The 20,973-nt window shown below is 64.4% G+C and carries 18 protein-coding genes; 6 read left to right on the forward strand and 12 right to left on the reverse strand.

Going from position 1 to position 20,973, the window contains the following annotated elements; all coding sequences use genetic code 11:
- Nucleotides 1–40 precede the first annotated feature (40 nt).
- The 5 genes from lnt to miaB all read right to left on the reverse strand — a co-directional run bounded on the left by lnt (nt 41) and on the right by miaB (nt 5,482).
- Nucleotides 41–1,558, reverse strand: coding sequence for an apolipoprotein N-acyltransferase (lnt, locus tag IFT76_RS11435; protein WP_192058452.1), 1,518 nt, complete (start codon nt 1,556–1,558; stop codon nt 41–43).
- 33 nt (nt 1,559–1,591) lie between these two features.
- The gene (locus tag IFT76_RS11440) at nt 1,592–2,431 is read right to left on the reverse strand and encodes an HlyC/CorC family transporter (protein WP_122475507.1); all 840 of its coding nucleotides are present in this window, start codon (nt 2,429–2,431) and stop codon (nt 1,592–1,594) included.
- A gap of 6 nt (nt 2,432–2,437) precedes the next feature.
- Entirely contained in the window at nt 2,438–2,938 is a 501-nt protein-coding gene (ybeY, locus tag IFT76_RS11445) for an rRNA maturation RNase YbeY (RefSeq protein WP_185795146.1), read from the reverse strand.
- Complete coding sequence (locus IFT76_RS11450; RefSeq protein ID WP_122475502.1) at nt 2,931–3,938, reverse strand: PhoH family protein; 1,008 nt, start codon at nt 3,936–3,938, stop codon at nt 2,931–2,933. Before IFT76_RS11450 ends, ybeY begins: the two co-directional genes overlap by 8 nt.
- Before the next feature lie 215 nt (nt 3,939–4,153).
- On the reverse strand, nt 4,154–5,482 hold the full coding sequence (miaB, locus tag IFT76_RS11455; protein ID WP_122475500.1) for a tRNA (N6-isopentenyl adenosine(37)-C2)-methylthiotransferase MiaB: 1,329 nt from the start codon (nt 5,480–5,482) through the stop codon (nt 4,154–4,156).
- A gap of 133 nt (nt 5,483–5,615) precedes the next feature.
- Here miaB and IFT76_RS11460 point away from each other — a divergent pair, with 133 nt between their 5' ends.
- The gene (locus IFT76_RS11460) at nt 5,616–5,942 is read left to right on the forward strand and encodes a DUF1820 family protein (RefSeq protein ID WP_043192686.1); all 327 of its coding nucleotides are present in this window, start codon (nt 5,616–5,618) and stop codon (nt 5,940–5,942) included.
- Between the two features lie 24 nt (nt 5,943–5,966).
- Here IFT76_RS11460 and IFT76_RS11465 read toward each other — a convergent pair whose 3' ends face one another.
- The 4 genes from IFT76_RS11465 to IFT76_RS11480 form a co-directional block, all read right to left on the reverse strand.
- A complete protein-coding gene (locus IFT76_RS11465; protein WP_192058454.1) occupies nt 5,967–6,518 on the reverse strand; it encodes a tetratricopeptide repeat protein in 552 nt (183 codons plus the stop codon).
- Nucleotides 6,519–6,989: 471 nt separating this feature from the next.
- Nucleotides 6,990–8,273 (reverse strand): glutamate-1-semialdehyde 2,1-aminomutase, encoded by a 1,284-nt coding sequence (gene hemL / locus IFT76_RS11470; RefSeq protein WP_122475496.1) that lies wholly within the window; start codon nt 8,271–8,273, stop codon nt 6,990–6,992.
- Between the two features lie 17 nt (nt 8,274–8,290).
- Nucleotides 8,291–8,917, reverse strand: coding sequence for a thiamine phosphate synthase (gene thiE, locus IFT76_RS11475; protein WP_122475493.1), 627 nt, complete (start codon nt 8,915–8,917; stop codon nt 8,291–8,293).
- A gap of 34 nt (nt 8,918–8,951) precedes the next feature.
- On the reverse strand, nt 8,952–9,749 hold the full coding sequence (locus IFT76_RS11480; RefSeq protein ID WP_122475492.1) for a hydroxymethylpyrimidine/phosphomethylpyrimidine kinase: 798 nt from the start codon (nt 9,747–9,749) through the stop codon (nt 8,952–8,954).
- A gap of 153 nt (nt 9,750–9,902) precedes the next feature.
- Between IFT76_RS11480 and IFT76_RS11485 the strand changes: the two genes are divergently transcribed.
- From IFT76_RS11485 to IFT76_RS11495, 3 genes are all read left to right on the forward strand, one after another.
- Entirely contained in the window at nt 9,903–12,326 is a 2,424-nt protein-coding gene (locus tag IFT76_RS11485) for a hybrid sensor histidine kinase/response regulator (RefSeq protein WP_192058456.1), read from the forward strand.
- Between the two features lie 81 nt (nt 12,327–12,407).
- On the forward strand, nt 12,408–13,877 hold the full coding sequence (amn, locus tag IFT76_RS11490) for an AMP nucleosidase (protein WP_192058457.1): 1,470 nt from the start codon (nt 12,408–12,410) through the stop codon (nt 13,875–13,877).
- A gap of 118 nt (nt 13,878–13,995) precedes the next feature.
- Nucleotides 13,996–14,562 carry a pseudouridine synthase gene (locus IFT76_RS11495; RefSeq protein ID WP_192058753.1) on the forward strand — a complete coding sequence of 189 codons (567 nt, stop codon included), beginning with the start codon at nt 13,996–13,998 and terminating at the stop codon, nt 14,560–14,562.
- 69 nt (nt 14,563–14,631) lie between these two features.
- On the opposite strand, the gene IFT76_RS11500 is transcribed toward IFT76_RS11495, so the two are convergent.
- The gene (locus IFT76_RS11500) at nt 14,632–15,108 is read right to left on the reverse strand and encodes an Lrp/AsnC family transcriptional regulator (protein WP_122475484.1); all 477 of its coding nucleotides are present in this window, start codon (nt 15,106–15,108) and stop codon (nt 14,632–14,634) included.
- 472 nt (nt 15,109–15,580) lie between these two features.
- Between IFT76_RS11500 and IFT76_RS11505 the strand changes: the two genes are divergently transcribed.
- Nucleotides 15,581–16,612, forward strand: a complete 1,032-nt coding sequence (locus tag IFT76_RS11505) for a DUF6515 family protein (RefSeq protein WP_192058459.1) — start codon at nt 15,581–15,583, stop codon at nt 16,610–16,612.
- A gap of 382 nt (nt 16,613–16,994) precedes the next feature.
- Here IFT76_RS11505 and IFT76_RS11510 read toward each other — a convergent pair whose 3' ends face one another.
- Both IFT76_RS11510 and IFT76_RS11515 read right to left on the reverse strand, forming a co-directional pair.
- Nucleotides 16,995–17,864, reverse strand: a complete 870-nt coding sequence (locus IFT76_RS11510) for a cation diffusion facilitator family transporter (RefSeq protein ID WP_122475480.1) — start codon at nt 17,862–17,864, stop codon at nt 16,995–16,997.
- 9 nt (nt 17,865–17,873) lie between these two features.
- The gene (locus tag IFT76_RS11515) at nt 17,874–18,293 is read right to left on the reverse strand and encodes a polyribonucleotide nucleotidyltransferase (protein ID WP_192058461.1); all 420 of its coding nucleotides are present in this window, start codon (nt 18,291–18,293) and stop codon (nt 17,874–17,876) included.
- Nucleotides 18,294–18,459: 166 nt separating this feature from the next.
- Between IFT76_RS11515 and hrpB the strand changes: the two genes are divergently transcribed.
- On the forward strand, nt 18,460–20,967 hold the full coding sequence (gene hrpB, locus IFT76_RS11520) for an ATP-dependent helicase HrpB (protein WP_192058463.1): 2,508 nt from the start codon (nt 18,460–18,462) through the stop codon (nt 20,965–20,967).
- Nucleotides 20,968–20,973: the final 6 nt, after the last annotated feature.

Genomic DNA, 20,973 nt, shown 5'->3' on the forward strand with positions numbered 1-20,973 from the left:
GGAGCGGGCTCTGCCCGCGAAGAGGCCAGCACAAACGCCATCAAACCCTGCCAGCAGCCCTTCTACGCAGCAACGCCCAACCCAGCAGCAATACGCACACTACTGTCATCGGCCACGAGCGCAGCAATAGATAAGGCGTCAAACCCTGCATGGGCGTCACCTCCCCATACAGCACCGCCTCTTCGAACTGCGGCACCTGAGTGGTGATGTTGCCGAACGGATCGATCAGCGCCGTGACCCCGTTGTTGGTAGCGCGAATCATCCAGCGCCCGGCCTCCAGCGCGCGCATCTGCGCCATTTGCAGGTGTTGCAGCGGGCCTATCGAGGTGCCGAACCAGGTGTCGTTGCTGATCGTCAGCAGCAGGTCGCTGCGCGCGGCCATGCTCGCCGCCAGTTCCGGATACACCACTTCGTAGCAGATGAACGGCGCGATCCGATACCCCTTGGCCTGCAGCAACGGCTGGTCGGCCGGGCCGCGGGCAAAGTCGGACATGGGCAGGTCGAAAAACGCGATCAGGCCGCGCAACAGATCCTGCAAGGGCACGTATTCACCGAAGGGTACCAGCTTCTGCTTGCGATACAGGCCTTCGCCTTCACCCACCACGGTGATGCCGTTATAGAACCGGCGCTGCCCGTCCTCGACCTGGCGAATGGGGACGCCGGTGATCAACGCCGAATGACGGTCGCTGGCAAACCGGCCCATCACGGCCAGGTAGCCCTGGGCCGAGTCCATGAGCACCGGCACCGCCGTTTCCGGCCAGACGATGATATCCGCCGGCTTGGAGACGAACGTCTTGTCGCGGTACAGCTGCAGTTGATGGTCGACCGCTTCGGGGTTCCATTTGATGCTCTGGGCAATGTTGCCCTGCACTGCGGCCACCGTGAGTGGCTCGCCCGCAGGCGCCGTCCACCCGTGCCCCTTGAATGCCAGGCCCAACAGCCAGGGCGCCAGCAGCAGGATCACGCCTGCGGCGAGCAACGGCTTGCGCTCGCGCAGGCGCGACAGGTTGCACAACAGCGCTGCGCTCAGGGCCAGGGCAAAGGACACCAGCCACATGCCGCCCATGGGTGCAAGGCCGGCGAGCGGGCCGTGCAGCTGGCTGTAGCCACTGTAGAGCCAGGGAAAACCGGTCAGAAACCAACCGCGGAACGCTTCCTGGCCCAGCCACAGCGCAGCGAAAGCAAGCGCGTCGGCCAGCGGCGCATCGGTGCGCCGGAACCAGCGCGCCCAGGCCCAGGCGGGCAGGGCGAAGAACAGTGCCACGGCGGCGACGAAGCCGAGCATCAGCAGCGCCGCCAGCACCACCGACGCACCGCCGTAGGTGTGGATGCTGACGTAGATCCAGCTGGTGCCGGCGCCGAACAGGCCGAAGCCATAGCACCAGCCACGGCCCAGCGCCTGGCGTGGTTTCAACTCGCGCAGACCAAGGTAGAACAGGGCCAGCGAAAGCAGGGCCAGCGGCCAGATATCGAATGGGGCCAGGAACAGCGGGGTCAACCCGCCGGCCGCCATGGCCAGCAGGTTACCGGGCCAGCCGGGGCGGGTGATCCAGCGCATTATTTTCCTTAACGAGGAGTCTGGGCAGAGGCCTCAGCGAGCGATTGGCGTGAGGCGCAGCAAATGGATGCGGCGGCTGTCGGCATTGAGGATGCGAAAGCGATAGGCACCGATCTCGGTCGTCTCGTTGCGCTTGGGCAGATGGCCGAAGGCACTCATCACCAGGCCGCCGACGGTGTCGAATTCGTCGTCCGAGAACTGGCTTTCGAAGAACTCGTTGAAGTTCTCGATCGGCGTCAGCGCCTTGATCAGGAAGTCACCGCTGGGCAGCGGCTTGATGTAGCTGTCTTCCTCGACGTCGTGCTCGTCCTCGATGTCGCCGACGATCTGTTCCAGCACGTCCTCGATGGTCACCAGGCCCGCCACACCGCCGTATTCGTCGATGACGATGGCCATGTGATTGTGGTTGGCGCGGAACTCGCGCAGCAGCACGTTCAGGCGCTTGGACTCGGGCACGAAGGTGGCCGGACGCAGCAGGTCCTTGATATTGAAGTTCGCGTGGTCGTTCTGCAGGATCAGCGGCAGCAAGTCCTTGGCCAGCAGCACGCCGATCACGTCGTCGTGATTCTCGCCGACCACCGGGTAGCGCGAGTGCGCAGCGTCGATGACCGCGGGCAGGAATTCCTGCAGCGTCTGGGTGGACTTGATGCTGATCAGCTGCGAGCGCGGCACCATGATGTCGCGCACTTGCAGGTCGGCGACCTGGATGGCGCCTTCCACGATGGTCAATGCTTCGCTGTCCAGGAGCTTGTTCTGGTGCGCTTCGCGCAGCAGTTCCAGCAGTTCCTGGCGGTTCTTGGGCTCATGGGCAAAAGCCTGGGTCAGTTTACCCAACCATGACTTCTGCCCGTTGCTCGATCGATCTTCGCTCATAGCCCTTTACTCGTGATCCTTGCCAATTGCTTTGGTGGGGGTGTCGTCGACGTGTTCGTCGGCGGCATAGGGGTCCGGATGACCCAATTGTGCAAGCAACTCTCGTTCCAGTGCTTCCATTTCCTCGGCCTCATCGTCGTCGATGTGGTCGTAGCCCAGCAGGTGCAGGCAGCCGTGCATCACCAGGTGCGCCCAGTGGGCGTCCAGGGCCTTGCCCTGTTCGGCGGCTTCGCGTTCCACCACCGGCACACAGATGACCAGGTCGCCCAGCAACGGGATGTCGAGCATCTCGTCCGGCACGTCCGCAGGGAATGAAAGCACGTTGGTTGCGTAATCTTTGTGACGATAGGTCAGATTCAGCTCGCGGCCTTCGGTTTCATCGACCAAGCGAATGGTCATCTCCGAATCGGCGCTGCGCTGGCGCAACGCCAGCTCGCACCAGCGGCGGAACTCGGCGTCGCTCGGGCCAGGCGCGGTGCTGGCCCGTTGCAGGTCAAGCTCAAGCATCGCGGCGTTTGTCCCCGGCCTCGTTGACGGTGGCGGGCTGGGCGTCGAAGCGCTCGTAGGCCTCGACGATGCGCTGCACCAGCGGGTGACGGACGACGTCCTTGGGCTTGAAGTGGGTGAAGCTGATGCCCGGTACGTCCTTGAGCACTTCGATGACCTGGCTCAGGCCCGACTTGGTGCCCTTGGGCAGGTCGACCTGGGTGATGTCACCGGTGATCACCGCCGTGGAGCCGAAACCGATCCGGGTCAGGAACATTTTCATCTGTTCCACGGTGGTGTTCTGGCTTTCATCGAGGATGATGAAGCTGTTGTTCAAGGTGCGTCCGCGCATGTAGGCCAGCGGCGCGATCTCGATGACCTGTTTCTCGATCAGCTTGGCGACGTGTTCGAAGCCGAGCATTTCGTAGAGCGCATCGTAGAGCGGGCGCAGGTAGGGGTCGATCTTCTGTGCCAGGTCGCCGGGCAGGAAGCCAAGCTTTTCGCCCGCTTCCACGGCAGGGCGCACCAGAAGAATGCGTCGGACCTGCTCGCGCTCGAGGGCATCGACGGCGGCGGCCACGGCCAGGTACGTCTTGCCAGTACCTGCCGGGCCGATCCCGAAGTTGATGTCGTTGCTCAGGATTTCCTTGACGTAGCGCTGCTGGTTCAAGCCGCGCGGCTTGATCATGCCCTTGCGGGTACGCAGCGCGACCGGGACTTCTCCGGACGCTGGATCGTCGAGTTCCTGGACCGCCGACTCCTGCAGAAACAGGTGGACCGTATCGGGGGACAGCTCGGTGGCCTTGGTTTCCCGGTACAGGCGGCGCAGCAGGTTTTCTGCTGAGCGCGTGTGTCGGGCGTCGCCGATCAGTTCGAACTGATTGCCACGGTTGCGGATTTCGATTTCCAGGCGCTGTTCGATCAAGCGCAGATGCTCGTCGAATTGCCCGCACAGGTTGGCGAAGCGGCGAGCCTCGAAAGGCTCGAGCAGGAAGCGATGTGGTTCGATAGGTGCGTTCAAGGTCGTATTCGGCCGCCCGACGGCAATTGAAATAAGTCCAAGGATAACCCCTGTCAGGGGCGGGGCGAAAGGGGTGGGCGGCGAATGGCCTTGGCCAGCGCCTGGCTGGCTGCCGGCGGTGCGGCTTTCGCGGCCACTGACCGCTCCTACAAGGATCGCGGTCACCCTGTAGGAGCGGTCATCGGCCGCGAACGTCGCGCCGCGGTGTGGATCTGTCAGGCCAGCAGTTCGCCGCGCAGCGAGTGGGGGCGGGCCTCGGCAATGTGGATGTCGACGAACTGGCCGATCAGCCGTGCATCCGAGCAGGTGAAGTTGACGATACGGTTGTTCTCGGTACGCCCCTGCAACTGGCCGGGATCCTTGCGCGAATAATCGGTGACCAGAATGCGCTGGGTAGTGCCCACCATCTGACGACTGATCTCGAAGCCCTGCTGGTTCAGCCGATGCTGCAGCGCATCCAGGCGCTGTTTCTTCACCGTCTCGGGCGTGTCGTCGGCCAGATCCGCCGCCGGCGTACCAGGCCGCTGGCTATAGATGAAGGAGTACGAGAAATCCATGCCCACATCGGTAACCAGTTTCAGGGTCTGCTCGAAGTCTTTCTCGGTTTCGCCGGGGAAACCGATGATGAAGTCCGAGCTGATGCAGATGTCCGGTACCGCCGCCTTGAGCTTGCGCAGCTTGGATTTGTATTCCAGCACCGTGTGGCCGCGTTTCATGGCCGCCAGCACGCGGTCCGAGCCCGATTGCACCGGCAGGTGCAGGTGCTTCACCAACTGCGGCACTTCGGCATGGGCCAGGATCAGGCTGTCGGAAAACTCCAGTGGGTGCGAGGTGGTGTAGCGGATGCGCTCGATCCCGTCGATCTGTGCCACCACCCGGATCAGCTCGGCCAGGTCGGCCAGGCGACCGTCGTCGGTCTGGCCGCGGTAGCCGTTGACGTTCTGCCCCAGCAGGGTGACTTCGCGCACGCCGTTGTCGGCCAGGTGCATGACCTCGGCCAGGACATCGTCGAACGGTCGGCTGACTTCTTCGCCGCGGGTGTAGGGCACCACGCAGAACGTGCAGTATTTGCTGCAGCCTTCCATCACCGAGACGTAGGCGGTCGGGCCGTCGATGCGCGGTTCGGGCAGGTGGTCGAACTTCTCGATCTCGGGGAAGGAGATGTCCACCTGCGGCAGGCGGGTGATGCGCGCCGCGTCGATCATCTCGGGCAGGCGATGCAGGGTTTGCGGGCCGAACACCACATCGACGTAGGGCGCGCGATCGCGGATGGCTGCGCCTTCCTGGCTGGCCACGCAGCCGCCGACCGCAATGACCATGTCCGGCTTGGCCAGCTTCAGTTCGCGCCAGCGGCCCAGTTGCGAATAGACGCGGTCCTGGGCGCGCTCGCGGATCGAGCAGGTATTGAGCAGGATCACGTCGGCGTCTTCTGCGCGTGCCGTGACTTCCAGGGCTTGATGTTCACCCAGCAGGTCGACCATGCGCGAGCTGTCGTACTCGTTCATCTGGCAACCGTGGGTTTCGATATAAAGCTTCTTGGCCATGGGGTGATCATCAAGTGGTTCAAAGAACCGCGCATTATAGTGCCCGTGGTCGGTGGTTCCTAGCATTGCCTGTCGGGCGGCTATGCTATAGTTTTCGCCCTCTTTCAAGCTCACGACCTTATATCTGCCGACGATGACCAAACGCGAAGCTCCAATCTACAAAGTGATTTTCCTCAACCAGGGCCAGGTATTCGAGATGTACGCCAAGCAGATCTACCAGAGTGATCTGTGGGGCTTTCTGGAGGTCGAGGAATTCGTCTTTGGCGAGCGCACCACCGTGGTCGTCGACCCCAGCGAAGAAAAGCTCAAGGCTCAGTTCGAAGGCGTGACGCGCAGCTTCGTGCCCATGCACTCGATCGTGCGGATCGACGAAGTGGAGCGTCTGGGCACGCCGAAGATCAGCGAGGCACGCATGACCGGCAATGTAATGCCATTCCCGATGCCGATGCCCGACAAGTAGTCATCAGTCGGGCCGCTGCCAGGCTCAGGGCAGCGGGGCGAAAGGCGAGCGGCGGTCATCGGCCGTCTGCAATTCGAGCAGGTACTTGCGGAAAATCTGCCCCAGCACCTGAGTGGCCACTTCGAGGTCTTCGCGGCGCATCTGCCCGGACACCTCGTCGGCGACGTCCAGTGCATCCTCGGCGCCATTGACCGCTGCCATCTTCAGCACGATATAGGCCTGGATGTTGTTGGCCGCCACGCCTTCGCCCTTGAAGAACATGGTGCCCAGGTGATACTGGGCCTCGGCATGGCCTTGCAGGGAGGCTAGTTCGAAGTAGCTGAGGGCCTGGTTCAAGTCGCGTTCGGTTCGAGTACCGTCGTAATAGAACTGACCGAGTTCGAATTGCGCCTGGGCGTCGCCGTCCTTTGCAGCCTGCTGACACGCAGTCAGCGCCGCGGGCAATGCCTGGGCAGAGGTATTGAGGGTGCAGCGACCCACCGCCGGAATCAACAACGAATTGCCGCCTGCGGTAGCCATTAGCGGCTGAAGAAGCAACAGGCAGCCCAATGCAAGGGCGCGGCCGGTGCGGTTCATGGGGATCGACTTACCTCTGCGAAATGCGGGCGGACCCGACGTCGAAACGTGGCGGGTGCTGCATTATGAAATAAGCGGGGGGGCTGTTACAAAGTCTTTACTCGTTTTTCTGCGATATCGCCCAGATGGCAATGTTTCACGGGGTGCCAGCCGCGGCAGCGGTCCGTGGCCGTAGACAATCCAGCACGCTGTGTCAGGCGCACCGTGTTGCCTTCTTCGCGGCCGCTGACCGCTCCTACGGATTTAGATGCAACCCTCTGCGTAGGAGCGGTCCGTGGCCGCGAACGATGCGCTGCGGTCGGCCAGGCATACCGCAGCGTCCTTTTCGCGGTCGCTGACCGCTCCTACGGATTTAGATGCAACCTTCTGCGTAGGAGCGGTCCGTGGCCGCGAACGATGCGCTGCGGTCGGCCAGGCATACCGCAGCGTCCTTTTCGCGGCCGCTGACCGCTCCTACGGGAGTGAAGGTGGTTATTTCAGCGCAGCAAACGCTTTCTCGGCAGCATCCAGGGTAATCGCCAGCTCGGCATCGCCGTGGGCGATGGACGTGAAGCCTGCCTCGAATGCACTTGGCGCCAGGTACACGCCGCCGTCGAGCATCAGGTGGAAGAAGCGCTTGAAGCGATCGGCGTCGCTGGTCATGACGTCTTCGAAGGTGACGATGTCATCGGCGCCGCTGAAGTACAGGCCGAACATGCCCCCGGCCTGAGTGGTGACGAACGGGATGCCCGCGGCATCGGCACGCTGCTGCAGGCCGTCGAGCAGGCGTGCGGTGTAGTCGCTCAGCTCGTCATGGAAACCGGGGCGGCTGATCAGCTTCAGGGTGGTCAGGCCAGCGGCCATGGCCAGCGGGTTGCCCGACAACGTGCCGGCCTGATAGACCGGACCCAGCGGCGCAATGTGCGACATGATCTCGCGCTTGCCGCCGAAACAGCCGACGGGCATGCCACCACCGATGATCTTGCCGAAGGTGCTCAGGTCCGGCGTCACGCCATAGTAGGCCTGGGCACCACCGAGGGCCACGCGGAAACCGGTCATGACTTCGTCGAAGATCAGCACCACACCGTACTGGTCACAGAGGCGACGCAGGCCTTCCAGAAAACCGGGCGCTGGCGGTACGCAGTTCATGTTGCCCGCCACCGGTTCGACGATGATGCACGCCACTTCATCGGCGACTTCGGCGAGCATCTGCTCTACTGCGGCAATGTCGTTGAACGGCAGGGTCAGGGTGTGTTTGGCGAACGCCGCCGGCACGCCAGGCGAGCTGGGCACGCCAAGGGTCAGGGCGCCGGAACCGGCCTTGACCAGCAGGCTGTCGGAATGACCGTGGTAGCAACCCTCGAACTTGATGATGCTGTCGCGCCCGGTGAAACCACGGGCCAGGCGAATGGCGCTCATGGTTGCCTCGGTCCCCGAGCTGACCATGCGCACCATTTCCATGGACGGCACGATCGCGCAGACCAGGTCTGCCATCTGCGTTTCCATTTCGGTGGGGGCGCCGTACGACAGACCATGTTCAAGCTGCCTGCGCACCGCATCGAGCACGTCCGGGTGGCTGTGGCCGAGAATCATCGGACCCCATGAACCCACGTAGTCGACGTAGCGCTTGTCGTCTTCGTCGGTGACATAGGCGCCGGCGGCGTGCTTGAAGAACAGCGGCGTGCCGCCCACGCTCTTGAAGGCGCGCACGGGCGAGTTGACGCCCCCGGGGATGTGCTTCTGGGCGTTGGCGAACAAGGTTTCGGAACGGGACATAGATAAGCTCTCTTGCATCAGGCAGTTTCGAACAACGCGTTCAGCGCGCGGGCGCGGCGGGTGACTTCCTGGGCCGTGTCGGCGCCGAACAGCGCATGCACCACGGCCAGCAGGTTGGCACCCTGGGCCACCAGCGGGGCGGCGTTGTCCAGGGTGATGCCGCCAATGACGGCAATCGGCAATTTCAATTCGGCACGCGCCTGCGCCAACAGTTCCAGGCTGGCAGGCGATGCGTCGGGCTTGGTCTGGGAGGCGAAGAAGCGTCCGAAGGCCACGTAGCTGGCCCCTTCGCGGGCGGCCTGGTGGGCCAGGTCGAGACGGTTGTGGCACGTGCTGCCAATGATCGCCCTGCGCCCAAGCAAGGCGCGTGCAGGCGTCAGCGGGCCATCGGTCTGCCCCAGGTGCACGCCGACGTTGAGCCGCGCGGCCAACTCGGCGTCGTCGTTGATGATCAGGTGCGCCTTGTAGCGCTCGCACAGCTGGCGCAATTTCTCGGCTTCGCGCAGGCGCCGGGCGTCGTCGTTGCTCTTGTCACGGTATTGCAGCAGGGTAATGCCGCCGTCCAGTGCAGCCTCGACGTACTTGAGGAACTTGCCGGCCAACAGCTGGCTGTCGGTGATGGCATAGACGCCACGTAGGTTCATCGCTCGGTCCTGAGGCAGGGGGCAGGGGTTCGGCTCAAGAGCAGAAATCCAGGGGCAGGCGGCGCGGCACGAATTGCCCGTGGCCCAACTGCTCGGCGTCGCGCAAGGTGCGCCAGGTGTAGTCGAGCGCCGACTGCACCGCGCTTTCCAGGCCTTCGCCCAACGCCAGGCGGCCGGCCAGGGCGCTGGCCAGGGTGCATCCGGAGCCATGGTAACTGCCAGGCAGACGCTGGCAGGTGAACGTGCGACGACTGCCGTCGCGGCTGTACAGGCGGTTGTGCACTTCGTGCTCGTCGCCATGGCCGCCGGTGATCAACAGGTGCTTGCAGAACGGCAGCAGCTTGTGTGCGCATTCATCGGCGCTGCCGTCGGGCAGGTCGGCGAGAATGCGCGCTTCGGGCAGGTTCGGCGTCGCGATGGTCGCCAGCGGCAGCAGCTGTTCGCGCATCGCGTAGCCGACCTCGTCCTTGCCCAGGCTACCGCCACCACCGGCGCGCAATACCGGGTCACAGACCATCGGCAGATGGGGGTGGGCGGACAACAGCTCGACCACGGTTGCGACCATGTCTACCGAACCGAGCATGCCCAGCTTGACCGCCGCCACCGGCGAGTCGCTGAGCACGGCATTGGCCTGGGCCAGGATCCACTCGCGGTCGAGCACGCGGAAATCGCTGACATTGACCGTGTTCTGCACGGTCAGCGCCGTGATCGTCGGCGCGGCATGGCAGCCCTGCGCGAGCAAGGCTTCGATATCTGCCTGCAGGCCGGCGCCGCCACTGGGGTCGTGGCCGGAGAGACAGAGGACAACGGGGCGGGAACTATAGATATTCATGGTGCGCGAGCTTATCACGGCGCACGCCGTTGTAGCAGGGCCGCAAGCGGCGGTGCGCGTGTCTGACGGTCTGCGTTGGCGACCGGCGTTCGCGCTTTGCAGGGGGGGTATGTATCATATTGACACTACGCTGCAACACATCCCGAAGGCACCATGCGCTATTTGCTTATCTTGATAATGGCCTGGCTGCCCATGCTGGCAGGTGCGGTCGACTTCGACGAGACCACCCGCAGCCTCGCCCTGGGCCGCACGATGCAGGTCTACGAAGATGTGTCGGGCGACGCCACCATCGAGCAGATCACCACCGACCTGGCCCCTGCCTTTCGTCAGCATCACAGCGACGTGCTCAATGCCGGTTACTCGCAGTCCGTGTACTGGCTGCGCATCGATCTGCGCTATGTACCGCGCGCCGACGGATCATCGCACAGCTGGTTGCTGGAGCTGGCCTATCCGCCCATGGACCATCTGGAACTGTTCTTGCCCGATGCCGCCGGCCAGTACCACTCGGTGCAGCGAACCGGCGATGCCTTGCCGTATGCCAGCCGCCAGATCAAACAGAACAACTACTTGTTCGAACTGCCGTTCCAGCCAGGTGAAGCGAAGACCGTGTATCTGCGCCTGCACAGCCAGGGCTCGGTGCAGGCGCCGGTCAGCCTGTGGTCGGCCAACGCGTACCTCGAGGCACAACCTTCAAGGCTGTACGTGCTCGGGCTGATCTACGGCGTGCTGCTGGGCATGCTGGTGTACAACCTGTTCATCTTCCTCAGCGTGCGTGATCGCAGCTACCTGTACTACATCGTCTATATCGCGTCGTTCGGCCTGTATCAGGTGTCAGTGAACGGTGCCGGGGTCGAGTATTTCTGGCCCGACAACCCATGGTGGGCCAACGCGGCCACGCCGTTCTTCATTGGCGCGGCCGGCTTCTTCGGTTGCCAGTTCTCGCGCAGCTTCCTGCAGACGGCGCGGCACAGCCGCTGGATGGATCGACTACTGCTCGGCCTGATGGTCTACGGCGCCGTGGTCATGGTGCTGTCGCTGTCGACCAGCTACGCCTTGGCATTGCGCCTGGCCACGTTGCTGGCGCTGTGTTTCACCGTGGTGATCTTCTCCGCTGGCATCCTCGCCTGGCTGCGTGGCATGCGGCTGGCGCGTTACTTCATCATTGCCTGGAGCGCGTTCCTGCTGGGCGGCATCGTCAATACCCTGATGGTGCTGGGCTATCTGCCCAATGTGTTCATCACCATGTACGCCAGCCAGATCGGTTCGGCGCTGGAGGTCGGCCTGCTGTCGCTGGCCCTGGCCGACCGGATCAATGTGCTGCGCGACCAGCAGGCGCAGACCTTGAAGGAAGCCGGGCTGAAGCTTGAGCAGGCGAACCAGGAACTGGCGGCCAGCAACCGGCTCAAGGACGAATTTCTCGCCACCGTCACCCATGAGCTGCGCACCCCGATGAATGGCGTGATCGGCTCCCTGGAACTGATGCAGACCGTGCCCATGGGGCCGGAGCTGGCGCAGTACCAGCACACCGCGGCAGGTTCGGCGCGGCACATGATGCGCATGGTCGACGACATCCTGATCCTCACCGAGCTGCAGGCCGGGCGGCTCTATCCGCGCAACGAACCGTTCAGCCTGCAGGCGCTGCTGGACAGCATGCAGATGCAATTCAGCCGCCAGGCCCAGAGCAAGGGGCTGGCGTTCACCGTGGAGCGCGTAGCCGGTCTGCCCGACCGCCTGCAGGGCGATTCGCAGAAGCTTGCCCTGTGCCTGGGCTGCCTGATCGACAACGGCATCAAGTTCACCCGCGAAGGCAGTGTCAATGTGCGCGTCAGTGGCGGCGAGCCAGCAAGTGATCACCTGCAGATAACCTTCACGGTCAGCGACAGCGGCATCGGTTTCAGTCATCGCGACGAAGAGACCCTCTACCAACGCTTCTACCAGCTCGACGGCTCGGTGACCCGCGAGTACGGCGGATTGGGTATAGGCCTGGCGATCTGTCGGCAGCTGGCCGAGCTGGTAGGCGGGCAGCTTCATCATCAGTCCGAGCCCGGACGCGGCAGCTGTTTCGAACTGAGCGTGCGCCTGGGGGTTGTCGAAGCGCATCCGGGCCGTGCCTTGAGCACCCGCGCCGGTGCCCTTGGCGCGCAGCGCGCCGCCCATGAATGCACCGTATTGCTGGTGGACGCCAACAGCGTCGACCAGTTGGTGGTGCGGGCCATGCTGCTCAAGCTCGGCTACCGCGTGCGCACCGCCGAGGACGGCGCCGGTGCGCTGGCCCTGCTGGCTCGCGAGCGTTTCGATGCCGTGCTCATCGAGCACAGCCTGCCCGCAGAGAGCGCTCTGCACACCACCCGCGAACTGCGCAGCGTGCCGGGGTGCGAGCAATTGCCGGTGCTGGCGATCACCGAACCCGGCCAGGCCCGGCGCGAGGCGTGCCTGGCTGCCGGGGTATCGATCTGCCTGGCGCGCCCGGTACGCTTCGAAGAGCTTCAGGCGGTTCTGCACGGCTGCATCCTCAGCCATCCCAAGCCTGTGTCGCCACCGATTGCAGATGCGCCCCCCGGCGCTGCCCCGGCGTAACCAACGCCGTCGCACCGGGGGTGCCTTTCGTCGGCATTGCAGGCAAGATGCAAGCCTGCCAGATCAGCCAGGACATGCCCCATGAGTAATGCTCCAGACTTCGTAGTTGTGCAAACTGCCGAACAAGCCGTGGATCGGTTGGCAGAACTGCACGAACGGGCCACTCGCGCCTTGAGCCAGGCGCTCAAGCGCTACCTTAAGGATCGCAGCGAGCCGGATGCGGCCGAGCGCGATCTGTTTCGCTACCCTGAACTGCGCCTGACCTACGCCTACGGCGGCGAACTGCCTGCCATCACCCGAGCCTACGCCAAGGTCAACCTGCCTGGCGTGTACTCGGTAACCGTGACCCAGCCGGCCGCCTTCCGCGGTTATCTGCTGGACCAGTTGCGGCCGCTGATGCGCGACTTCGCGGTCACCATCGAAGTCGGTGTCAGCGAGCAGAACATCCCTTATCCCTATGTCGTCGACCAGGGCGACGAGCTGGCCGGCAGCGGTGTGACCGCGGCCGCTCTGGCGCGGGTGTTCCCCAGCACCGACCTGTCTGCCGCCACCGACGGCATCGCCGACGGCCTGTACGACTGGGCCACTGCCGATCCGCTGCCGTTGGCGCTGTTCGACGCCGCGCGGGTGGATTTCTCCCTGCGTCGCCTGATCCACTACACCGGCAGCGACTGGAAGCACGTGCAGCCGTGGATCCTGCTGACCAACTACCATCGCTACGTCGACCAGTTCGTCACCCACGGCCTGGAACAGCTGCGCAACGACCCGCGCTTCGTGCGCCTGGTGATGCCCGGCAATGTGATCATCGAAAAGAGCATGGACAACGGCGAGGCCCAGGCGCTGGTGGCCAGCGTGGTATGGCACCGCTATCAGATGCCGGCGTATCACCTGATTGCCGAGGACGGCGACGGCGTGACCCTGGTGAACATCGGCGTCGGCCCTTCGAACGCCAAGAACATCACCGACCACCTGGCCGTGCTGCGCCCGCATTGCTGGCTGATGATCGGCCACTGCGGTGGCCTGCGACAGTCGCAGACCATCGGCGACTATGTGCTGGCCCACGCCTACATGCGCCAGGACGGCATTCTCGATCGCGTCCTGCCACCGAACATCCCCATTCCGGCCCTGGCCGAAGTGCAGCTGGCATTGCAGGAAGCGGCGGCACAGGTCACCGGCGAGCGTGGCGACGACCTCAAGAAGCGCCTGCGCACCGGCACCGTGCTGACCTACGATGACCGCAACTGGGAGCTGCGCTGGGCCCAGGAGCGACCGCTGATCAATCTGTCGCGCGCCGTGGCGGTGGACATGGAGAGCGGCACCATTGCCGCCCAGGGTTATCGCCTGCGGGTGCCGTACGGCACTCTGCTGTGCGTGTCGGACAAGCCGTTGCACAGTGAGATCAAGCTGCCGGGCTCGGCCAACGCGTTCTACAACCGCGCGGTCAGCCAGCATCTGAACATCGGCATCACGGCCTTGAACCTGCTGCGTACCCAGCTCAATTCGCTGCACTCACGCAAGCTGCGCAGCTTCGACGAGCCGCCGTTCCGCTGACAGGTTTGCCGTGGCTGGCAAGGGCCTCTAGCATGAGCGCCCTTGCCAGCCCGAAAGCCGCTTCGTCATGCCTCTTCCTCCTCGCTTCAACAAACGTCCACCCACCAGCGGCCGCCGTGTGGCCAAAGCCCCGCCGGCCCAACCGCGGCTGGTGCTGTTCAACAAGCCGTTCGATGTGCTGACCCAGTTCAGCGACGGTGAAGGGCGGGCGACGCTGAAGGATTTCATCGACATTGCCGGGGTCTATCCGGCCGGTCGCCTGGACCGTGACAGCGAGGGGCTGCTGTTGCTGACCAACGACGGCCAGTTGCAGGCGCGCATTGCCGACCCGAAGCACAAGCTGGCCAAGACCTATTGGGTGCAGGTGGAAGGCGTACCCGACGAAGACCAGTTGCAGCGTCTGCGCACCGGGGTCGAGCTCAACGATGGCATGACTCTGCCGGCGCAAGCGCGGCTGCTGGACGAGCCGGACCTGTGGCCGCGCGATCCGCCCGTGCGCTTTCGCAAGAGCATACCTACCCATTGGCTGGAGCTGGTGATCAAAGAGGGGCGCAACCGTCAGGTGCGGCGCATGACGGCGGCGGTGGGCCTGCCGACCCTGCGCCTGGTGCGGGTGCGCATCGGCGACTGGAGCCTCGAGGGCCTGGGGCAGGGCGAGTGGCGCGAGGTGCCGGCCAGTCTCTAGCCAGCCTGCACCCCTGTGGGAGCGGGTTCTACCCGCGAAGGAGCTTCAAGTCTGGCTCAGGCCTGAAGCTCAGCGTAGATGGGTCAACGGCAGTTCAGTGCTGGCCATGACCTGGTTGAGAACGAAGCTGGAACGCACGCTGGTGACGCCCTCGATCCGCGTCAGGTGGCCCAGCAGCAGCTTCTGGTAGTGGTCCATGTCCGGCACCACCACCTTGAGCTGATAGTCGGCATCCATCCCGGTCACCAGGCTGCATTCGAGTACCTGAGGCAGTCCGCGAATCGCCGCTTCGAAGGTTTCGAAGCGTTCCGGCGTGTGCCGGTCCATGCCGATCAGCACGTAGGCAGTCAGGCTCAACCCCAGCTTCTTGCGGTCCAGCAGGGCGACCTGACGGGAAATGTAGCCGTCGTCTTCGAGCTGCTTGACGCGCCGTGAGCAGGGCGACGGCGAGAGACCGATGCGTTCGGCCAGTTCCTGGTTGGAAATGCGCGCGTCACGCTGCAGTTCCGCCAGAATGCTCAGGTCATAGCGATCAAGCTTGCTCATCAAATCTGCCTTCGTGTTTTGCGTTGCGGCAAATTATCTATCCGAAGGCAAAAATTGCGCAAGTGCTGTGTAAATCAGCAATGTTCGCAATCGGCTGCTGCGTCCGTGGCGCTATTGTTATTCACAGAATCACTGCCCGGACACACGTCCACTGCGATCCGCTGAATCAAGCGAATTGCGGCCACCGCCCCCACCGGGGTCGCGCTGGCCCCCGGGCTGCATGCGGCCCAGAAGGCAGCGTGAGGTGAGCCGACGTCACAAGCGTCGAGCAAGGACACAGTTTCGCGAGAGGAGGCCTGCGGGTCTCCTCTTTTTTCGTCTGCGAAATATGTGTGACCGGTGCCTGGCGTGCGGTCATGAACGCGCGGTACGTGCCGATATCCTTTGCAGGCACCTGACGGGATCTTCACAGAACCGCGTTCGGGTTTGTCAGTCTGATACTGGGTCGCCCCCTTTTTCTACGAGGAACAGCATGAACTTGCCCCTATGGCGTATGGCCGGTGTCGCTGTGCTCTGCCTGGCTGTGGGCGCGCCTGCGTATGCGGAAGGCCCGCAAGACCAGTTGCGCGGCAGTTCCAATGGTGGCCAGCGTGGGCAGGGAGGGGGTAATGCCGGGCCTGGGCAGCCGCAAGGCGGTGGGCAGTACCGCCCACAGCAAGGTGGCAATCAGGGTCAGTGGCAGGGGCGACCGCCGCAAGGCAATCAGGGCCAGTGGCAAGGTCGGCCAGGCGGCGGCAGCCAGAACCAGTGGCAAGGCAACCAGCCGGAGCAGGGTCGTCCAGAACAGGGTCGCCCGGATCAGGGTCGTCCCGAAGGTGGCCAGCAGGACAATCGGCCGCCGATCATCGGCAAGCCCGACGCAGTGCGCCAGACCCAGGCGCCGCTGCGCGGCAGTTATCCAGACCTGCGGCGCGACAACGACAGGCGCTGGGAGGGCGGTCGAGACCGTTGGCCCGGCGGCCACGGCGGTGGTTGGGGGCCTGGCCCGCAGTATCGTCCGGGGCAGGTGATTGATCGCTTCCCCGGCCAGAATTATCGCGTGCCGTATCGGGGGCAGGATTACTACTACTCCGGTGGGTACTGGTATCGGCCGCAGGGTCCGCAATACGTGGTGATCGAGCCGCCGCGCGGCGTTCGGGTGCGCGTCTTGCCCGACTACGCCCAGCGCATGTGGATCGGTAGTTCGGTGTTCTTCGTCGCGGCCGGTACCTACTATCAATGGGCCGACAATACCCAGGAATACGTGGTGGTTAATCCCCCAGTGAATGCCAGCACCCCGCAACCAGCGCCGACCTTGACCAACTATGACGTCGCAGCCTATCCGGCCCAGGGCCAGAGTCCGCAGCAGATCGCTCAGGATCAATACGAGTGCAAGCGCTGGGCTGTCGAACAGAGCCGCTTCGACCCAGCCAGTGCTACCTATGCGCCGTCGCCGGAAGTGGTCAGCGTGTACCGGCAGAGCCTGGCCAATTGCTTCGCGTCACGTGGGTACACGGTGAATTGATAGGCCTTGCAGCGCTGCAATGGGGCACCGCGTTCTGGCTGACACATCGCATCCACCGCCGACGCGGCTCGCGCCGCTGCTACGGGGACTGCGTTTTGGCTGACATACCGCATCGGCCGCCGACGCGGCTTGCGCCGCTGCTACGGGGACTGCGTTTTGGCTGACATACCGCATTCGTCGCCGACGCGGCTTGCGCCGCTGCTACAGGTATCGCGTTTTGCCTGAGACACTGCATTCGCTGCCGACGCGGCTTGCGCCGCTGCTACAGGCATCGCGTTTTGTCGGCACGCGGCATGGGTTTACGTGGTGCCGAGATCCCCTGTAGCAGCGGCGCGAGCCGCGTCCGGGGACACTGCGGTTTTGCAGGCTGACCGCGCTTCTCTCAAATGGGGTCTGCGTGAACCAGCACTTCGGCACGTGGATACCGGCTTTCAATGGCAACTTCCACGCTCTCGCAGATGCCATGGGCCTCGGCCAGCGACAGCTGCCCCGGCAACTCGAGATGCAACTGCACGAACCAATGATTGCCCGACATGCGCGTGCGCAGGTCATGGGCGCCAAGCACGCCCGGCACATCGCACGCCAGCGCCAGCATCTGTTCACTGACATCCACTGGCAACTCCTTGTCCATCAGAATCGCCGTGCTTTCGCGAGCGATCTGCACCGCGCTCCACAAGATGTACAGCGCAATGCCCAGGCCAAAGAAAGCATCCAGCTGCGGCCAACCGTAGCTGGCCAGGACCAGCGCTACTAAAATGCTGCCATTGAGCAGCAAGTCGGAACGGTAGTGCAGCGAGTCCGCCCGCACGGCGGTCGAACCGGTTTCGCGAACGACCTTGTATTGCAGGGCCAGCAGCGCCACGGTCAGCGCCAGCGAAAGAATCATCACCGCGATGCCCACCCCGGCCGCGCCCAGCGGCTGCGGGTCCTGCAGCTGTTTCCATGCCTGGTACCCGATCAACACCGCGCTAGAACCGATGAACAACGCCTGGGCCATCCCCGCCAGAGCCTCGGCCTTGCCGTGTCCATACCGATGATCGTCATCGGCCGGACGCAGCGCATAGTGCACCGCCAGCAGGTTGAGAAACGACGCCGCGCCATCCAGCACCGAATCGGTGAGCCCCGCCAGCAGACTCACCGAACCACTGAGCCACCAGGCAACGGCCTTGGCCACGATGAGAATGCTGGCGACCGCCAGTGACGCCCTTGTCGCCAGTCGGAGCAGGCGTGCGTGTTCCTTGCTGGTTGCCATTACAAATCCCTAGATGACCGGCTTCAAGCCATACATGGCCAGCTGTTCGACGCTGCCGGTGTGCTGGATCAGGCGCGGATCGTCGAGCGGCAAACTGCGGCCCAGCTCGGTTTCCAGGATGGCCTGCAGCTTCAGGTTATCGACCTTGCCGTCGCGATCAATCGCATGCTGCAGCTTTTCCGGCGCTACCTGCGCGGTCTTGCCGTCGTTGAGGTAGATCGCGCCGGTGGCGAAGTCCACACCGAAGGCAATCAGCCCAGGCAGCACATAGAAGAGGATGCCGATGGCGTCCAGCGCGGCCACCACAGGGTCGATACGCCCTTCGATCTGCCCGCGCCGATCCGGCCAGAACAGGGTGCCGCAGGCGGTCAGTTGGGTCACCAGGGCAGCGACAACGGCGCCGCCGATCAAACGTGAAGGAATACGCATGGCAATCTCCGCAAAATAGGCCGCAACGATACAAGCAAATGGTCAAGCCGAGTAGATGGACCTTGTTACCTGAGGGTCAGTTCGCTGACCTTGGCGTGCTATCCATACGTGCTCGGCGCCCGCACCTCGGAGCGGCGTTATACTTCGCTCCCGACCTGGAGCCTTCATGATCTCGCTACCCATCGACGCCGTCCTGCCTGCCCTGCGCCAAGCCCTGGCCGAGCGCCATGAAGCGGTGCTCGAAGCCCCGCCCGGCGCGGGCAAGACCACTCGCGTGCCTTTGGCGCTGCTGCACGAGCCTTGGCTGGCCGGGCAGACCATTCTCATGCTCGAACCGCGGCGCCTGGCCGCGCGGGCGGCGGCGGAGCGGCTGGCCAGTGAGTTGGGCGAACAGGTCGGCGAGACGGTCGGCTACCGCATTCGGCTGGACAGCAAGGTAGGTCCGAACACCCGTATCGAGGTCGTGACCGAGGGTATTCTTACCCGGCGCCTGCAGGATGATCCGGCCCTGGACGGGGTGGGGCTGGTGATCTTCGACGAGTACCACGAACGCAGTCTGGATGCCGACCTCGCGCTGGCCTTGAGCCTCAATGGCCGGGAGCTGCTGCGCGACGAGCCGCCGCTGAAGATCCTGCTGATGTCCGCCACCCTGGAAGGCGAGCGCCTGTCGGCATTGCTCGACGATGCCCCGGTGTTGCGCAGCGAGGGCCGCATGTACCCGGTGGATGTGCGCTGGGGGCGGCCGTGGCAGCCGGGTGAGTTCATCGAGCCACGAGTGGTGCAGACCTGCCTCGATGCCCTCGATGAACAGGCTGGCAGCCTGCTGGTGTTCCTGCCGGGGCAGGCCGAGATCCGCCGCGTGCATCAGCAGTTGGCCGAAGCCCTGGCTGGCGATGTAAATGTGCTGCTGTGCCCGCTGCATGGCGAGCTTGATCTCAATGCCCAGCGCGCCGCCATCGAGCCTGCGCCCGCCGGCAAGCGCAAGGTCGTGCTGGCGACCAACATTGCCGAAACCAGCCTGACCATCGATGGCGTGCGCGTAGTCATCGACGCCGGCCTGGCGAGGGTGCCGCGTTTCGACCCCGGCAGCGGCATGACCCGCCTGGATACCCAGCGCATCTCCCGCGCCAGTGCCACCCAGCGGGCCGGACGAGCAGGGCGCCTGGAGCCGGGCGTGTGTTATCGGTTGTGGTCCGAAGACCAGCACGCCCAGTTGGCGGCCTACGGCAGCCCGGAAATCCTCCAGGCAGACCTCGCCAGCCTGGCCCTGCAACTGTCACGCTGGGGTGTCGAGCCGGCTCAATTGACCTGGCTGGACGAGCCGCCCAGCGCGGCGTATGCGCAGGCGCAGGACCTGTTGCTGCGCCTCGGCGCACGCCTGCCCGACGGCCGTCTCAGCCCTCATGGCCAAGCCATGGCGCAGCTGCCGGCGCACCCGCGCATCGCTCATCTGTTGTTGCGCGGCCATGCCTTGGGCCTCGGCGACATGGCCTGCGATGTGGCAGCATTGTTAGGTGAACGCGACATTTTGCGCGGTGCCGGTGCCGACCTGCACAGCCGTATTGTGTTGCTGTCCGGCGAGCACAAGGCCCAGCGCCAGAGCCACGGCGCCGTGCAACGCATACGGCAGTTGTCCCGGCAGTACCGCGGCTACTTGCGTGGCAGGCCGGCGACGCCGGTCGAGAACCCTGCGCACCCGCGCTGGCTGGGCTGCCTGCTGGCCCTGGCCTACCCGGATCGCGTGGCGCAGCAGCGTCGCGAAGGCGGCGCCGAGTACCGCCTTGCCAACGGCCGCGCTGCCTTGTTCGGCGAGGTGGACGGCTTGATGAAACAGGCCTGGATCGTCATCGCCGACCTGGGCAGCCGCCAGGGACAGCGCGAAGAACGTATCTACCTGGCTGCCGAGTTCGATCCCGCGTTGTTCGATACGGTGCTGGCCGAACAGGTCAGCCGCGTCGATCACCTGGAATGGGACGAACGTGAAGGTGTGTTGCGCGCCGAACGCCAGCGCAAGGTCGGTGAACTGATCCTCAGCCGCGAACCCCTGCCTGGGCTGGACGCCGACGCGCGCGCCACCGCGCTGCTCGGGCTGGTGCGGCGCAAGGGCTTGGAGCTGCTGCCCTGGACCCCGGAACTGCGCCAGTGGCAGGCGCGGGTCGCGCTGCTGCGCGCGCTGGACACCCAGAACCCCTGGCCGGACGTCAGCGACGCGGCGTTGTTGCAGCAGCTGGAACACTGGCTGCAGCCGTACCTGGGCAAGGTCACACGCCTCAGCCACTTCGGCCAGCTCGACCTGTCCTCCATCCTGCGCAACAGCTTGCCCTGGCCGCTGCCACAGAAACTCGACGAGCTGGCGCCAACCCACATCGCCGTGCCATCGGGGTCGTCGGTGCGCCTGGACTACAGCGAGCAACCGCCGATTCTGGCGGTGCGTTTGCAGGAGCTGTTCGGCCTGGCTGAAACCCCGCGCATCGCCGGTGGACGACAGGCGGTGAAGTTGCATCTGCTGTCACCGGCGCGGCGACCGGTGCAGGTGACCCAGGACCTGGCGAGTTTCTGGGCCAACACCTACGAGGAAGTGAAGAAGGATTTGAAGGGGCGGTATCCAAAGCATTATTGGCCGGATAACCCACTGGTGGCCGAACCCACGGCGCGCATCAAACCCCGCAAGTAAAACCCC

Origin of the sequence: Pseudomonas sp. CFBP 13727 (assembly GCF_014841915.1) — a bacterium.
Taxonomy (GTDB): Bacteria; Pseudomonadota; Gammaproteobacteria; order Pseudomonadales; family Pseudomonadaceae; genus Aquipseudomonas; species Aquipseudomonas baltica.

What these genes read in the sequence shown, in the direction of transcription:
- lnt (WP_192058452.1), bottom strand. Translation starts at nt 1,558, where the DNA reads ATGCGCTGGATCACCCGCCCCGGCTGGCCCGGTAACCTGCTGGCCATG.
- IFT76_RS11440 (WP_122475507.1), bottom strand. Translation starts at nt 2,431, where the DNA reads ATGAGCGAAGATCGATCGAGCAACGGGCAGAAGTCATGGTTGGGTAAA.
- ybeY (WP_185795146.1), bottom strand. Translation starts at nt 2,938, where the DNA reads ATGCTTGAGCTTGACCTGCAACGGGCCAGCACCGCGCCTGGCCCGAGC.
- miaB (WP_122475500.1), bottom strand. Translation starts at nt 5,482, where the DNA reads ATGGCCAAGAAGCTTTATATCGAAACCCACGGTTGCCAGATGAACGAG.
- IFT76_RS11460 (WP_043192686.1), top strand. Translation starts at nt 5,616, where the DNA reads ATGACCAAACGCGAAGCTCCAATCTACAAAGTGATTTTCCTCAACCAG.
- IFT76_RS11465 (WP_192058454.1), bottom strand. Translation starts at nt 6,518, where the DNA reads ATGAACCGCACCGGCCGCGCCCTTGCATTGGGCTGCCTGTTGCTTCTT.
- hemL (WP_122475496.1), bottom strand. Translation starts at nt 8,273, where the DNA reads ATGTCCCGTTCCGAAACCTTGTTCGCCAACGCCCAGAAGCACATCCCC.
- thiE (WP_122475493.1), bottom strand. Translation starts at nt 8,917, where the DNA reads ATGAACCTACGTGGCGTCTATGCCATCACCGACAGCCAGCTGTTGGCC.
- IFT76_RS11480 (WP_122475492.1), bottom strand. Translation starts at nt 9,749, where the DNA reads ATGAATATCTATAGTTCCCGCCCCGTTGTCCTCTGTCTCTCCGGCCAC.
- IFT76_RS11485 (WP_192058456.1), top strand. Translation starts at nt 9,903, where the DNA reads ATGCGCTATTTGCTTATCTTGATAATGGCCTGGCTGCCCATGCTGGCA.
- amn (WP_192058457.1), top strand. Translation starts at nt 12,408, where the DNA reads ATGAGTAATGCTCCAGACTTCGTAGTTGTGCAAACTGCCGAACAAGCC.
- IFT76_RS11500 (WP_122475484.1), bottom strand. Translation starts at nt 15,108, where the DNA reads ATGAGCAAGCTTGATCGCTATGACCTGAGCATTCTGGCGGAACTGCAG.
- IFT76_RS11505 (WP_192058459.1), top strand. Translation starts at nt 15,581, where the DNA reads ATGAACTTGCCCCTATGGCGTATGGCCGGTGTCGCTGTGCTCTGCCTG.
- IFT76_RS11510 (WP_122475480.1), bottom strand. Translation starts at nt 17,864, where the DNA reads ATGGCAACCAGCAAGGAACACGCACGCCTGCTCCGACTGGCGACAAGG.
- IFT76_RS11515 (WP_192058461.1), bottom strand. Translation starts at nt 18,293, where the DNA reads ATGCGTATTCCTTCACGTTTGATCGGCGGCGCCGTTGTCGCTGCCCTG.
- hrpB (WP_192058463.1), top strand. Translation starts at nt 18,460, where the DNA reads ATGATCTCGCTACCCATCGACGCCGTCCTGCCTGCCCTGCGCCAAGCC.